Annotated in this window: 6 protein-coding genes; all 6 read left to right on the top strand. The window is 63.0% G+C overall.

All coding sequences use genetic code 11. The annotated features are described in order from the left end of the window. Nucleotides 1-71: 71 nt before the first annotated feature. The 6 genes from NKH28_RS25780 (at nt 72) to NKH28_RS25755 (ending at nt 14875) form a co-directional block, all read left to right on the top strand. The gene (locus NKH28_RS25780) at nt 72-1997 is read left to right on the top strand and encodes an autotransporter assembly complex protein TamA (protein ID WP_352980718.1); all 1926 of its coding nucleotides are present in this window, start codon (nt 72-74) and stop codon (nt 1995-1997) included. Then, a complete protein-coding gene (locus NKH28_RS25775) occupies nt 1997-8047 on the top strand; it encodes a translocation/assembly module TamB domain-containing protein (protein WP_352980717.1) in 6051 nt (2016 codons plus the stop codon). The genes NKH28_RS25780 and NKH28_RS25775 overlap by 1 nt, the downstream gene beginning before the upstream one ends. Before the next feature lie 261 nt (nt 8048-8308). Beyond that, entirely contained in the window at nt 8309-9961 is a 1653-nt protein-coding gene (locus NKH28_RS25770; RefSeq protein ID WP_352980716.1) for an ABC transporter substrate-binding protein, read from the top strand. Between the two features lie 221 nt (nt 9962-10182). Then, nucleotides 10183-11217, top strand: a complete 1035-nt coding sequence (locus NKH28_RS25765) for an ABC transporter permease (RefSeq protein ID WP_352473525.1) — start codon at nt 10183-10185, stop codon at nt 11215-11217. 12 nt (nt 11218-11229) lie between these two features. Beyond that, a complete protein-coding gene (locus NKH28_RS25760; protein WP_352473527.1) occupies nt 11230-12387 on the top strand; it encodes an ABC transporter permease in 1158 nt (385 codons plus the stop codon). Between the two features lie 79 nt (nt 12388-12466). Beyond that, nucleotides 12467-14875, top strand: coding sequence for a dipeptide ABC transporter ATP-binding protein (locus NKH28_RS25755; protein ID WP_352980715.1), 2409 nt, complete (start codon nt 12467-12469; stop codon nt 14873-14875). Nucleotides 14876-14879: the final 4 nt, after the last annotated feature.

Here is a 14879-nt window from a genome sequence, read left to right as displayed (position 1 = left end):
ATTGTGGCCCCTTTACGAGTGCTTCAGAACTTCATTCCAATTTTAGGTTTGCGAGCTAGGCTAGGAGCGTAATGCCGGCGTATGAAAGGCAGATGTCGGGAGGAACCGCGCCACGGCGCGCGCTTTCGCGCGCCCTGCTTTTCGCATTGTTGTGCTCTACGGCACTTGTTGCCGAAACCGGAAGTGCGGCAGCCTTCGAGATTTTCGGCATCAAGCTGTGGGGATCCAAAGACGAAGATGCCGATATCGTCGACCCGCTGCGCTATGCGGTGACGATCGAGGCGCCGGACGCCGACAAGGATCTCGCCGAGAAGCTCGAAAACGCCTCGGCGCTGAAGGCCGACGAGGAACACCCGGTATCCGGTTCTCTCGGCCTGCTGGCCAAGGCGCGCAGCGACCGTGAACAACTTGTTGCCGCACTCTACACTGACGCCCGCTACGAGGGTGTCGTCACCATCACTATTCAGGGCAAGCCGCTCGACGATCTGCCGCCCGATGCCGAGTTTTCGGGTCCGCAGCCGATACCGGTGGTGATAAGCATAGCAGCCGGGCCGAAATTCACGCTTGGCAACATCAGGCTGGAAGGCGATGCGGCGGGGCTGGCAAGTGCCGATTTCGGCCTGATCGCAGGCGGTGACGCCAGTTCGGGCGCCGTGCTCAAGGCCGAGGCGGCGATCGTGCGGGCACTCAAGCAAGAAGGCAGGCCGCTGGCCAAGGTGACGGGCCGCGAGATCGTCGCCGAGCACGCCGGTTCGACGCTCGACGTGACGCTTGCCGTCGCGGCCGGCCCGGTCGCCGGCTATGGCGACACCACTGTCGAGGGCACCGAAAAGGTCGACCGCGACTTCACCGAATATATGACCGGCCTTAAGCGCGGCCGCCAATATTCGCCCGATGAGATCGACGATGCGCGCGACCGGCTGCTCGGGCTCGAGGTCTTCAACAGCGTGACGGTGAAGGAAGCCGACGCACTCGACGCCGAGGGCAACATCCCGATCGGTGTCCAGGTAAGCGAACGCAAGCCGCGCTATTTCGGCATTGGCGGCAGCTTCTCAAACACCGAAGGGCTGGGCCTCGAAGGCTATTGGGGGCATCGCAATCTGTTTGGCCGCGCCGAAAAGCTGCGCATCGACGGCAAGATCAGCGGCATCGGCAGCAACGACTTGACCCAGCTCAATTACAATGCCGGCGTCATGTTCGAAAAGCCGGGCGTGGTCGGGCCTGCGTCGAAATTCATTGCCAGCGTCAATACCGTGCTGGAACACCCCGACGCCTACGACCATTTCTCGGTCAAGGGCAGCACCGGCCTGTCCTACGAACTGGACAAGAAGCAGACGGTTTCCGCGCAAGTCGCGCTGGATTATTCGAGGATCCACGACGCTTTCGGCAAGCACACCTATCTGATCGCCAGCATTCCACTGCAATATGTCTACGACAATCGCGACAGCAAGCTCAATCCGACCCGGGGCTTCAGGGTGCTGGCCTATGGTGAGCCGAGCTACGACATTTTGAGCGGGGCTGCGTTTGTCAAGCTGAAGGGCGAGGGGTCGGCCTACCAGTCACTCGATTCGGCCTCGAAATTCGTTTTCGCCGAACGTGTCGCCATCGGCTCCATCGTCGGCGCCAGTCTTCAAGATGTTCCGGCAGATCGACGCTTCTACTCAGGCGGCGGCGGTTCGGTGCGCGGCTATGCCTATCAAGGCATCGGCCCGAAGGACAGCAATGGAGAGCCGATCGGCGGGCTTTCCTTCTTCGAGACCTCGGTCGAGATGCGCATCGCTGTCACCGACAAGATCGGCGTCGTGCCGTTCGTCGATGCCGGCACGGTGTCGACCAGGCAGGTCCCCGATTTTTCGGACATAAAGGTCGGCGCGGGTGTAGGCTTGCGCTATCTGACGGCGTTCGGGCCGCTGCGCGTCGACGCGGCGGTGCCTCTCAACCGCGGTCCTGACGATCCTCATTTCGGCATTTATGCCGGAATCGGCCAGGCATTCTGATGGCAATATTCAGGCGCATCCTCCGTATTCTTTTCTATACGCTGCTCATCGTCGTGGCAGCGGCGGTGGGGGCGGTCGTCGTGCTGACCAAAACCGAGCGCGGCCGCGAAAACCTTGCCGGCATCATCTCGACCATGGCCTCGACCGGCGACCGCAAGGTGACTGTCGTCGGCATCGACGGCATCTGGTCGGGCGCGCTGAGGGTCGATCATGTCGTTCTGGAGGATCGCGAAGGCGCCTGGATGGTGGCGCGCAACGTGGCCGTCGATTGGTCGCCGCTGGCACTCCTGTCGAAGAGCTTCAGCGCCGATCGCATTGGGGCCGAGCGTATCGAGTTGGCAAGGCTGCCGGCGGCCAATACGCAGCCGAGCCAAAGCGGAGCGACGACGCTGCCGGTTTCCATCGACGTCAGGCTACTCGACCTTCCCGAAATCGCGCTCGGGCAGGCTCTGGCCGGTAGCGGTGTCGCCGAACTTGCAGCCAAGGGAGCGCTCAAGGCGGACGCCTCACCGTTGGCGATCGAGACCAACCTCAACATCGTTCGCCACGACGGCAAGCAAGGCACGGTCGACGCCAAAGCCCATTTCGCGCCGGCCGACAACAAGCTCGACCTCGACCTTAAGGCATCCGAGCCGGCCGGCGGCATCATCGCCAACCTGCTCAACCTGCCGGGCGCGCCGCCGGTCAACATTGTCGTTTCCGGCACCGGACCGCTCGCCAACTGGAATGGCATCGGGACCTTCGTTGTCGACGGCCGGATCGTCACCCAGCTTACCGGTCGCCATCAGCTCACCGACAAGGGTCATTATGTCGAGGCCAAGGGCGATGGCGAGTTCGAGCGCTTCCTGCCCGAAACCCTGAAACCGCTGTTTGCCGGCAAGACCACCTTCGACCTCGCCGGCACGGCGACCGCGGCCGGCGGCGTCGATGTCGAGCGCGCCAATATCGACAGCGGCGCCTTGCACGCGACCGCCGCCGGCATTGTCGATCCGAAGGGCGCCAGCGACCTTTCGGTGAAGCTCGCCGCAAAGGGGCCGCCGATCGTGCTCAGCCTCGGCAGCGAGGCGCAACCGATAACCGTGGCAATCAAGGATGCCACGGCCCGCGCTTTCGGCGATGGCAAGGCGCCGATGATGGATATCGGCGCGTCGCTGGTCTCGGTGGTGGCGGGCGGCACGCGGGTGGACGACCTGATCGGGCAAGTGCATTCCGATGGTTTCGACATCCAGAACCGTAGCGGGGCGGTCACCATCAAGCTGACGGCGGCCGGCCTGAACACCGACGTCGCGACTTTGGCGCCGCTGATAACGGGCAGGGTCAGCGCCGGTCTCGCCGGCTCCGTCAGCAAAGAACAGATTGTCGTCGACGAAGGCACGCTACGCAGCGACGCGCTCAATGCGTCCGTAACAGCCACAGTGGCGCTTGCCGATCTGTCGATGACGCTCAAGATGAATGCCGACGCGGCTTCGACGGCGCTGCCGCCGCAAATCAGCTCGGTTCTCGGCGAGCGCGTGCAGTTTTCCGCAACCGCGACACGCGACCCGGACGGTGCGTTCGCCGCCAACGCATTGCAACTCACCTCCGGCACACTTAGCGCCAGCGGCACCGCTAGTGCGCAAGGCACCGATATCCGGGCCGATATCAAGGGCACGCTCGGCGACGTGTCAGTGCTGTCGCCGCTGGCCGGCGCCAAGGTCGGCGGCGCCGTCGGTTTCGCCCTGACCGCAAGCGGCGCGCGCAGCGCACCGGATTTCTCGGTTTCGGCCAACAGCGACAGCCTGACGGCGTCCGGTCATATGGTGAAACAGATCAAGTTGACCGCGAGCGGCAAGGCCGATATCGCCAGTCCAGCCGCCGATGTCTCGCTGGCCGGCTCGGTCGACGACCAGCCGCTCGACCTCAAGGCATCGCTGGTCACAACCGACGGCAAGCGCTCCATCAATGGACTTGCCGTCTCGTTAGCCGACAACAAGGTCTCCGGCGACCTCGGGCTCGACGACAACCTGCTGCCACTCGGCACGTTGACCCTCGATGCCGCCGATATTGCTCCGCTGGCCGCACTCGCAGGCCAGTCGGTAGCCGGCGACGTGCGCGGCACCATCCGCTTTGCGAACGACAACGGAGCGCCGACGGTCGCGATCGATGCGACGAGCACCGTGATTTCGCGCGGCGAACTGGCGGCGAAGACAATCGCCGTCAACGCGCTGGTCGCCAATTATCTCAAAGCACCGGCAATCGCCGGCAAGATCAAGGCCGACACGATCACCTCAGGAACCACGGTGATCAGCGGCATCGATGTCGACCTGAAGCGCAATGGCGACTGGACCGGCTTTAGCGGCGGCGCCACGGTCGCCGGCATTCCTGCCAGCGCGTCCGGGCGGGTCAGGGTTGCGAACGGCACCACCAGCATCGAGCTTGCCTCGGGCGAGGCGACCATCCGCGGCATCAAGGCAGCTGTCGCGCAGCCATCAGCGCTGACAATCGCCAATGGCAAGGTGAGCATAGAGAAATTGGCGCTCGGTGTCGGCGGTGGTTCGGTTGCCGTGTCGGGTACGGCCGGCCAGACGCTTGATCTCGCTGCCACCTTGTCGGCGGTGCCGGCAGCGCTTGCCAATGATTTTTCACCGGGTCTCGATGCCGTGGGCGCGCTCAGCGGCACCGCGCAGGTCACCGGATCGTCGGCTGCCCCAGATATTCGCTTCATCGCCCGGCTCAGCGGCGCCGAAACCAGCCAGACCCGGCAGGCTGGGCTCGGGCCGCTGGATCTCGACGCGGCAGGCCGTTTCTCGTCGGCCAGCGGCCTGGCCATCGAGCAGGCGACGCTTGCCGGCGAGAAAATCTCCGGCAAGGCAGCCGGCACCATCAATCCGAACGGTGCCAGCGATTTTTCGCTCGACCTGGCCTCTACCGGTCCGAGCCTGCCGTTGTCGCTTGGCAGCAAGGAGAGCCCGATCAAGCTCGAGCTACAGGCGATATCGCTAACGGCGGCCGGGCAGGGCGCCCAGCCGAAGCTCGACATTTCCGCGACGCTGCCATCGGCCGCCACCAATCTAGCTATGATCGAGGGCATCACGCTTGCGCTGCACTCCGATCGCTTTGACGTGAAAGCCCGGAGCGGGCCGATCTCCGGCTTGGTGACCGCCGAAAAACTCGGAATCGACAATCCGACCGTCGCGCCGCTGATTGCAGGGAAAATCACTGCCAAGGTCGCCGGCAGCCTGGCCGCCGACGCTGTCATCATCGATAGCGGCACCGTGACCAGCGACGCGTTGAACAGCGGCTTCAACGGGCGGGTCTCGCTGGCCGACGGCGCCATCGACCTCAATGTCAAGGCGGACGCCGCCTCGGCGGCACTGCCGGGGTCGGTACGTGGCGTGCTCGCCGAGCGAACGCAATTCAGTGCCGCGCTGAAGCGGGACGTCAATGGCAATGTCACCGCCAATACCGTCAGGCTGTCGTCCGGTTCGCTGACGGCAGACGGCCAGGCGAGCCTTGCCGACAACAAGCTCAGCGCCGACGTCAAAGGCGCGCTAGGCGACGTCTCGCTGCTATCCAAGGACGCCAAAGGCGCCATCTCTTTCGCGCTGAATGCGCAAGGCGCCAGCACCGCGCCGGATCTGTCGCTGACTGTCAACAGCGACAAGCTTTCGGTGGCCGCGCGTGAGATCACCGGATTGAAGTTCACCGCCACCGGCAAGGCTGATGCCGCCAACCCGGCTGCGAATGTGCAACTCACCGGAAATGTCGGCGGCCAACCGCTGCAGGGCAGCGCCGTGCTGGCGACATCGGACGGCAAACGCGCCATCAACGGGCTTTTGCTGTCGCTCGGCAAGAACCGTATCTCCGGCGACTTGGCGCTCGACGATGCCTTCGTTCCGGCCGGCACCGTGGCGCTCGACCTGCCCGATATCGGTCCGCTTGCGGCCCTGGCACTGGAAAAGGCCGATGGCGATGTGCGCGGCACGATCGCCTTCTCCAAGGCGGGTACCGTGCCGCAAGTCGCCGTCAAGGCGACGACGGCCTCGATCTCGCGCGGCGATGTCTCGGCCAAGGCCGTGAGCATCGATGCGCTGATCGCCAACTATCTGGCGGCACCGGTGATCTCGGGCAAAATCCGTGCCGACAGCGTAACTTCCGGCGGAACGGCTATTCGGGGCGTCAACGTCGATCTCAAGCGCGACGGCGAATGGACCGGCTTTTCCGGTGGCGCCACCGTCAAGGATATTCCGCTGAGGGCGGCCGGCCGGGTCAAGGCGGTCAAGGGCACGACGACGGTCGAACTTGCCTCCGGCGAGGCGACCATCCGCGGCATCAAGGCGGCCATCGCCCAGGCCTCGACCATCAACATCGCCAATGGAGTGACCAGCCTCGACAGGCTGGTGCTCAACCTCGGCGGCGGCACGGCGACGGTCACGGGCAAGGCTGGGCAGGCGTTCGACCTCAACGCGACGCTGGCCCGCGTCCCGATCTCGATAGCCAACAGTTTTTCGCCGGGCCTCGATGCCGCCGGTTCCATCTCGGGCACGGTGAAGGTGACGGGCGCGCCGGCCAATCCGGCCGTTGCCTTCAAGATCGACGCCGCAGGCGTTCAGACGTCGCAGACCCGTGGTGCAGGTTTCGGCGGCATTGGCGTTTCATCCTCAGGTACGTATTCGGGCAACAGACTGACCTTCGACGCCAACATGAGCGATGCCGCCGGCCTCGGCCTCAAGGGCGGCGGCACGATGACGACATCAGGCGCGCTCACCCTTGATCTCAACTTTTCCGGCAAGGTGCCGTTCGCCTTCCTCACCAGGACACTCGCCGCGCAAGGCCTGTCCCTCAGCGGCACGGCCGACGTCGATGTGCAGGTGCGCGGCCCGGCGACGTCGCCGGTGATCTCAGGCACGGTCCGCACGTCGGGCGCCCGTCTGGTCGATGCGCGATCGGGGCTTGCGATCAACGACATCACTGCCGATGTCGCTATCGGCAATGGCGTGGCCAGGATCAACCGCCTGACCGGCACGCTGTCGACACGCGGCAGCCTTTCGGCCAGCGGCACCGTCGGCATCGATCCGGCAAAAGGTTTTCCGGCCGACCTGTCGGTCAAGCTCGTCGATGGCCGCTATACCGACGGCAAGGTGGTCACCGCCAATCTTGGCGGCGACCTGACCGTCAAGGGACCGCTCACCTCCGCGCCGGTGATTTCCGGTACGGTCAACCTGGCCAAGACCGTCATCACCGTACCCGAAAAGCTGCCCGGCTCGCTGGCCGAGCTCAACGTCAAGCACAAGAATGCGCCGGCCGCCGTGCGTGCGCAGGACAAGGCGTTGCGCCCGGCCGCTGCAAGCAGTGGCGGCGGCGGCAGCGGCCTCAACCTCGACGTCACGGTCAATGCGCCGAGCCAGATCTTCATCCAGGGCAGGGGTGTCGACGCCGAGCTCGGCGGTTCGCTGCGGCTGACCGGCCCGGCATCGTCACCCCAGGCGGTCGGCACCTTCACCTTGCGGCGCGGGCGGCTGACGATCCTTGCCAAGCGGCTGACCTTTACCGAAGGCACCGTCGGCTTTTCCGGCTCTCTGGTGCCCTACCTCAATCTCACCGCGCAGTCGAAGACGACCAGCGCCACCGTGACCATCGTGGTGTCGGGCGAGGCGAACAACCCGAAATTCACCTTCTCCTCGGTACCCGCGTTGCCGGAGGATGAGGTGCTGGCGCAGCTGATCTTCGGCCGTTCGATGTCGAACCTGTCGCCGCTGCAGATCGCGCAGCTTGCCGAGGCTGCCGGACAACTCGCCGGCGTCGGCGGCTCGACCTCTCTGCTGCAGAACCTGCGCAGCGCAATCGGAGTCGACGATCTCGACGTAATCACCGATGAACAGGGTGGCACTGCCGTCTCGGCGGGCAAGTATCTCAACGACCGTACCTATGTGACGATCCAGAAGGGCGACAGGCCGGGCTCGGGCAAGGCAACCGTCGATCTCGACGTTGGGCGCGGCGTCAAGCTGCGTGGCGAGGCAACCGACGCCGGCGAAGCCAAAGGCGGTGTTTTCTACGAACGGGAATATTGAAACCGGCCGTTCGCGCGGAACAGTTGGTTGTCCGAAGAACGAACGGCGCAGCGGCGAATGTCCCAGTTTAATTGCCCGTGGGGATTTCGGACGAAATCCCTGGCGCAGTAGCAAATTTGCGCCAAGACTGTCGTTATCGCGCGAACCGCCCTGCTTTCAAAGTTGCACATTCCTTGGCATGTTCCCAATCCCTGCCGTCTTTGACATCATGGCGCGGATGCGGAATGTTAAAAGGCAGAAAGCCAACAATGGGAGTTAGTCATGACGATCTACAAGAGTAACGGCGACCGCGTTCCCGATCACATCCTGGCCATGGCCGAAGATGCCAAGGCAGGCAAGATGGATCGTCGCGAATTTCTGGCTCTCGCCAGCGTCTTCGGCGCGTCGACGGCGATGGCTTATGGCATGCTTGGCCTCGCAGACCCCACGCCGGCCAAGGCGGAAGAGGTGAAGGGCAAGAAAGGCGGCATACTGAAGGTCGCGCAATGGATCAAGGATCCGAAGGATCCGCGCAAGTCCGACTGGTCGGAAATCGCCAATGCCGAGCGCCAGGCGCTCGAGCCGCTGGTCAAATACACCACCGAATACACGTTCCGCCCCTATCTGCTGGAGAGCTGGGACGTGAATGACGACGCCACCGAATACACGCTGCATGTGCGCAAAGGCGTCACCTGGAACAACGGCGATCCGTTCACCGCAGACGACGTCATCTTCAACCTCAAGCGTTGGGCCGACAAGAAGGCCGAAGGCAATTCCATGCCGGGTCGCCTCGGTTCGCTGGTCAAGGACGACAAGCTGGATGAGAGCGCGGTGACCAAGGTCGATGACCACACGATCAAGCTGACGCTCAGCAAGCCGGATATCGCCCTCATTCCCAACGTGTGCGACTATCCCGGCCTCATCGTCCACAAGACGTTCGACGAAAAAGGCGGCGACTTCAAGTCCTGCCCGATCGGAACCGGCCCGTTCGAGTTGGTCTCCTACGATGTCGGCCAGAAAGTGGTCTACAAGCGCCGCGAAGACAACAAATGGTGGGATGGTGACGTCTTCCTCGACGGCATCGAGTTCATCGACTACGGCACCGATCCGGCGGCGATGGTCAGCGCTTTCGAGGCAGGCGAGGTGCACACCAACTTCGAGACGTCGGCCGACTATGTGTCGATCCTCGACGGCATGGATTTGGTGAAGTCGGAGATCGTCACCGCCTCGACGATCGTCTGCCGTACCAATGTGACCAACAAGCCTTACGGCGACCAGAAGGTTCGCAACGCCCTGCAGCTCGCGGTCGACAACAATGTCGTCCTGCAACTCGGCTACGGCAATGCCGGCACGGTTGCCGAAAACCACCATGTCGCCCCGATCCATCCGGAATACTATGAATTGCCGAAGATTGCTCGCGACCCGGCCAAGGCAAAGGCGCTGATGGCCGAAGCCGGCCAGGCCGATTTCGAGCACGAACTGATCACGGTCGACGAAGACTGGCACAAGAACACAGGCGATGCGATCGCCGCGCAGATGCGCGACGCCGGCATCAAGGTCAAGCGTACAGTGCTGCCAGGTTCGACCTTCTGGAACGACTGGACGAAGTATCCGCTGTCGATGACCAACTGGAACATGCGGCCGCTCGGCGTCCAGGTTCTGGCGATCGGCTATCGCACAGGTGAGGCCTGGAACGAGACGGCCTGGTCGAATCCGGAGTGGGATGCCAAGCTCAACGCTGCGCTGGCAGTTGCCGACGCCGCCAAGCGCAAGGAAATGATGAAGGATATCGAGCAGATCCTGCAGGATTCCGGCATTATCATCCAGCCTTATTGGCGCAAGCTCTACAGCCATTCGGTCAAGGCGGTGCAGAACTACAAGATGCACCCGACCTTCGAGCGCGACTACGGCAAGGTCTGGCTCGACCAGGCCTGACCGGACGATCCGGAAAGGGGCGTCTCGCCCCTTTCCCTCGCTCTTTGCATGGTCCTTGGACCGGAAGTCGGCGCAGCAAAAAGTTGCGGACTCTTCGGCCTGGGTCTGCAATAAAAAGGGTATTGCATCTGGGACTGGTCTGAAGGCTTGTTCTGCCGCTGGCGGCAGCGCACGGCTTGCAAACCGGTTCCACCCCCCAACCCGACCGGCAGGGGACCGCCATGCTTTCTTTCGTTATCAGGCGTCTCGGCACCATGGCAGTGACGATGCTGTGCCTGACGATGATCGTCTTCTTCCTGGTCAATCTCGGGCCTAATCTGAAGAAGCTCGCGATCAGCCAGACCGAAATGCACACATCCGCCGAGCAACTTGAGGCTTGGCTGGTCAACCATGGCTATCGGCAGAATTTCTTTATCCGCTACGGCCAATGGCTGGGCATCATGCCCAAGCAGCCGGTGACCGACCCGGCGACCGGCAAGCCCGCACAGCGTTTCTCCTTCTGCAACGATCCGGTCGTGCCGACATTCTCCGGCATCCTGCAAGGCGATTTCGGTTGCTCGACCAAGTTCAAGACGACGGTCGCCTCGAAACTCTTTCCGGCGCTCAGCGCCACCGGCATCCTGATGCTCTGCGTGCTGGCCGTAATGGTGCCGATCTCGCTTTTGATCGGTATTCTCGCGGGCATGCGCGAGGGTTCACGCACCGACCGCACATTGTCGGTGGCTTCGATCGCCTCGACGGCGACGCCCGAATATGTTTCGGGCGTCATCTTCACCGTGATCTTTGCCTCCTGGCTCGGCGTGCTGAACGGTTCGGCGGCCTCGGCCAGCCAAGGCATCACCTTCTATAATTTCACCTTGCCGGTGATGACGCTGGCGATATACGGCATCGGCTACATCGCTCGCATGACCCGCGCCTCGATGGTCGAGGTAATGACACAGCAATATATCCGCACCGCCCGGCTGAAGGGCCTCTCCTTCGGCAGCGTGGTGGTAAAGCACGCTCTGCGCAACGCCCTGATCGCACCGTTCACGGTCATCATGCTGCAGTTTCCCTGGCTGCTCACCGGCGTCGTCATCGTCGAGGTGATGTTCCGCTACCAGGGGTTCGGCTACACCCTGGTCGAGGCCGCCGGCAACAACGACATCGATCTTCTGCTCGGCTGCTCGCTGGTCTCGGTGTTTATCGTCCTGATCACACAGCTCATCTCCGATGTCGGCTACGCGTTCCTCAATCCGCGCATCAGAGTTCAATAGGAGACCGGGCGGATGCAGGTCGAATATCTCAGCGCCTTCAACGTCGTACTCGGCGTGCTTGCCCGCTTCTGGCCGGTCTGGATCGCTCTCGCCCTGGTGATGGGGGCGAGCTTCGGCTACAAGAAGAAGCTAGGCCTTTACGGCCAGCTTTTCGACAGCGGCGTCGGCATCGTCGGCGTCGGCATCTGCCTGTTCTGGCTGTTTACGGCGATCTTCGCGTCGACCATCTCGCCCTTCGATCCGCTCGCCCAAGTGCCGATCATGAAGGACGCGCTGCCGGGCGCAATCGAGCCGGCGTCGAAACTTGTATACTATTTCGGCGGCGACAAGCTCGCCCGCGACGTGTTCTCCCGCATGGTCTATGGCAGCCAGATCGTGCTGATCATCGCGCCGGCGGCGACCGGTTTTGCGCTGATGGTCGGCATTACGCTCGGCCTGCCGGCCGGCTATTATGGCGGCAAGATCGACACGGTGCTGTCCTTCCTCGCCAACCTTGTGCTGGCCTTCCCGGTGATCCTCCTGTTCTACCTGCTGGTGACGCCGGGCATCATGGACACGCCGATCCCCTACGCGATGGCAGGGCTGTTCTTCCTGTTTCCGATCATCTTCTTCAGTGTGCTGTTCTGGACACGCTACAAGAACCGCCCCGACCGCCTCTATATCCTGCTTGGCCTGACGTTGGTACTTGGCGGCTGGATCTATGCAGGCCTTGTCTTCGATGCCGATCCGTTCAAGATCATCCACATCGATCCCAACCAGCTCAACATCTTCGTGGCGGTGGTGTTCGCCTCCAGCCCCGGCGTGTTCCGCATCGTGCGCGGCCTGGTCATGGATATCAAAACGCGCGACTATGTTGCGGCGGCACAAACGCGCGGTGAATCGCCCTGGTACATCATGCTGTGGGAGATATTGCCCAATGCGCGCGGGCCGCTTATCGTCGACGCCTGCCTGCGCATCGGCTACACCACGATCCTGCTCGGTACGCTCGGCTATTTCGGGCTGGGACTGGCGCCGGAAAGCCCGGACTGGGGCACGGCGATCAAGGATGCAAGCCGGCTGCTGCGCTCCTTCATCCACCCGGCGCTGCCGCCGACGATCGCATTGATGTCGTTCGTGCTCGGCCTCAACCTCCTGGCGGATTCGCTGCGCGAACAGTCTATGAAAGATTGATGCCGGGAAAGATTGACGCCGGGAAGATCGATGCCGGGTTCGGCCCGACATGCCTGAAGAACAAGGATTGGAGCGACCCATGAATGAGGCAGTTCGAAATCCCGCCAAGCCGACGAATGGCCCGATCATCGAGATCGAGAACCTGTCGATCTCCTTCTTCACCCGCAAGGGCGAAATCCCGGCAGTCATGGATTTTTCCTGCACGGTCATGCCTGGCGAGGCGATGGGTATTGTCGGCGAATCCGGCTGCGGCAAGTCGACCGTGTCGCTGGGCATCATGCGCGACCTCTCCAACATCGGAAAGATCGTCGGCGGAAAGATCAAATTCCAGGGCAAGGACATGGGAGAACTGTCCGACGAGGAACTGCGAGCTATCCGCGGCAACAAGATCGCGATGATCTACCAGGAGCCGATGGCCAGTCTTAACCCGGCGATGAAGGTCGGCCAGCAGCTGATGGAAGTGCCACTGATCCACGACAAGGTGTCGAAGGACGAAGCTTACAAACGCGCCTTGGAAATGGTGCGCGCGGTGAAGCTGCCGGATCCCGAGCGCATGATGCGTTCCTACCCGCACCAGCTTTCCGGCGGTCAGCAGCAGCGCATCGTCATTGCCATGGCGCTGCTGTCGAAGCCGGCGCTGCTTCTGCTCGACGAGCCGACGACAGCGCTCGACGTGACGGTTGAGGCCGGCATCGTCGACTTGGTCAAGGGGCTGGGCGAGAAGTTCGGCACCTCGATGATCTTCGTGTCGCACAACCTCGGCCTGATCCTGGAGACCTGCGACCGCATCACGGTGATGTATTCGGGCGAAGCGGTGGAGACCGGCAGGATCAAGGACGTCTTCGACCGGATGCGCCATCCCTACACGCAAGGCCTGTTCCGCTCGATCCCGTTGCCGGGCGCCGACAAGAATTCGCGGCCGCTGATATCCATCCCGGGGCAGTTGCCGCTACCGCACGAGCGGCCGAAGGGCTGCAATTTCGGCCCGCGCTGCCACCATTTCGTCGAGGGCGTCTGCAACGCCGCCGAAATTCCGATGATCGCGGTCGAAGGCCATGACGGGCATTTCTCGCGCTGTGTGCGCTTCAACGAGATCGACTGGGAGGCGCTGCCACCCGGCGCCAAGAAGGTCAACGAGCGGGTGGTACCCGGTGCGCCGGTGCTCCAGATCGAAGACCTCCGGAAGTACTACAAGGTCGGTGGCAGCGAAGTGTTCGGCTCGAGCGAGGGCCGTGTCGTCAAGGCCAACGAGACGATCTCGTTCATGGCGCGCGAATCCGAGACCGTCGCTATCGTCGGCGAATCCGGCTGCGGAAAATCGACCCTGGCCAAGGTGCTGCTCGGCCTCGAAACGGCAAGCTCCGGCCGCGTCAAGCTCGGCAACAAGGAGATTCAGTCGACCGGGATCGAGAAGCGCAGCGTCGACACGGTGTCATCGATCCAGATGGTGTTCCAAAATCCGTTCGACACGCTCAATCCCAGCCATTCGGTCGGTTCGCAGATCATCCGTACGCTGGAAAAGTTCAACGTCGGCGACACGGTGGCCGACCGCCGCAAGCGAATGCTGGAACTGCTGGACCTGGTGAAGCTGCCGAGGGCGTTCGAGACGCGCAAGCCGCGCCAGCTTTCAGGCGGCCAGAAACAGCGCATCGGCGTGGCGCGGGCCTTTGCCGGCGACGCCAAGGTGGTGGTGGCCGACGAGCCGGTCTCGGCACTGGATGTGTCGGTCCAGGCCGCGGTCACCGAGCTCTTGATGGACATCCAGCGCAAGAACAAGACGACGATGCTGTTCATCAGCCACGATCTGTCGGTGGTGCGCTACATCGCCGACCGCGTAGTCGTCATGTATCTCGGCTATATCGTTGAGCAAGGCACGACCGACCAGATATTCGCGCCGCCCTATCACCCCTACACCGAGGCATTGCTGTCGGCGATCCCGATCGCCGACACAAGCGTGGTCAAGAAGCACATCGTGCTGGAGGGCGACATCCCTTCGGCGATGAACCCGCCGTCCGGCTGTCCGTTCCAGACGCGCTGCGGCTACAAGAAACTGGTGCCGGACAACCTTTGCGAAACCAAGGTGCCGCCAGTCAAAAATCTCGGCGACGGCCATATGAGCCTGTGCTGGCTGTCCGACGACGTGCTGGCGAAAATGGAGCCGGTGATCAAATTCGACAAGGAGCACGCCGCAAATGAGGGCGTGCCGGATGATGCAAACCACGGTGTTGGCCCGGGCTTTGCCGGAGATCCGCCCAAGCGCCCGCATGGAAAGACTGGCAGCGTTGAAGCCGATGCCGAGGGCCAGGCAGTGGAGAATGCCGAAGCGGTCGCCAAAGCCCGCCGTCACGAGGTTCGCGACGAGGTTTCAGAGACCGGCACCTCAAGCTCTGCCGACAGCGTGGTGGCACCAATCATGCCGCCGACTGTCGGCGACGGCCGACAGGCCGAGGACGCCACGCGCAAGCCGCGCAAACCCAAGGGCGGCTGAGAGC

This window comes from Mesorhizobium sp. M1227 (assembly GCF_040318315.1).
Lineage (GTDB): Bacteria > Pseudomonadota > Alphaproteobacteria > Rhizobiales > Rhizobiaceae > Mesorhizobium.
The sequence above is the reverse complement of the archived record's forward strand: the minus strand, read 5'-3'. Positions and strand labels throughout refer to the sequence as shown.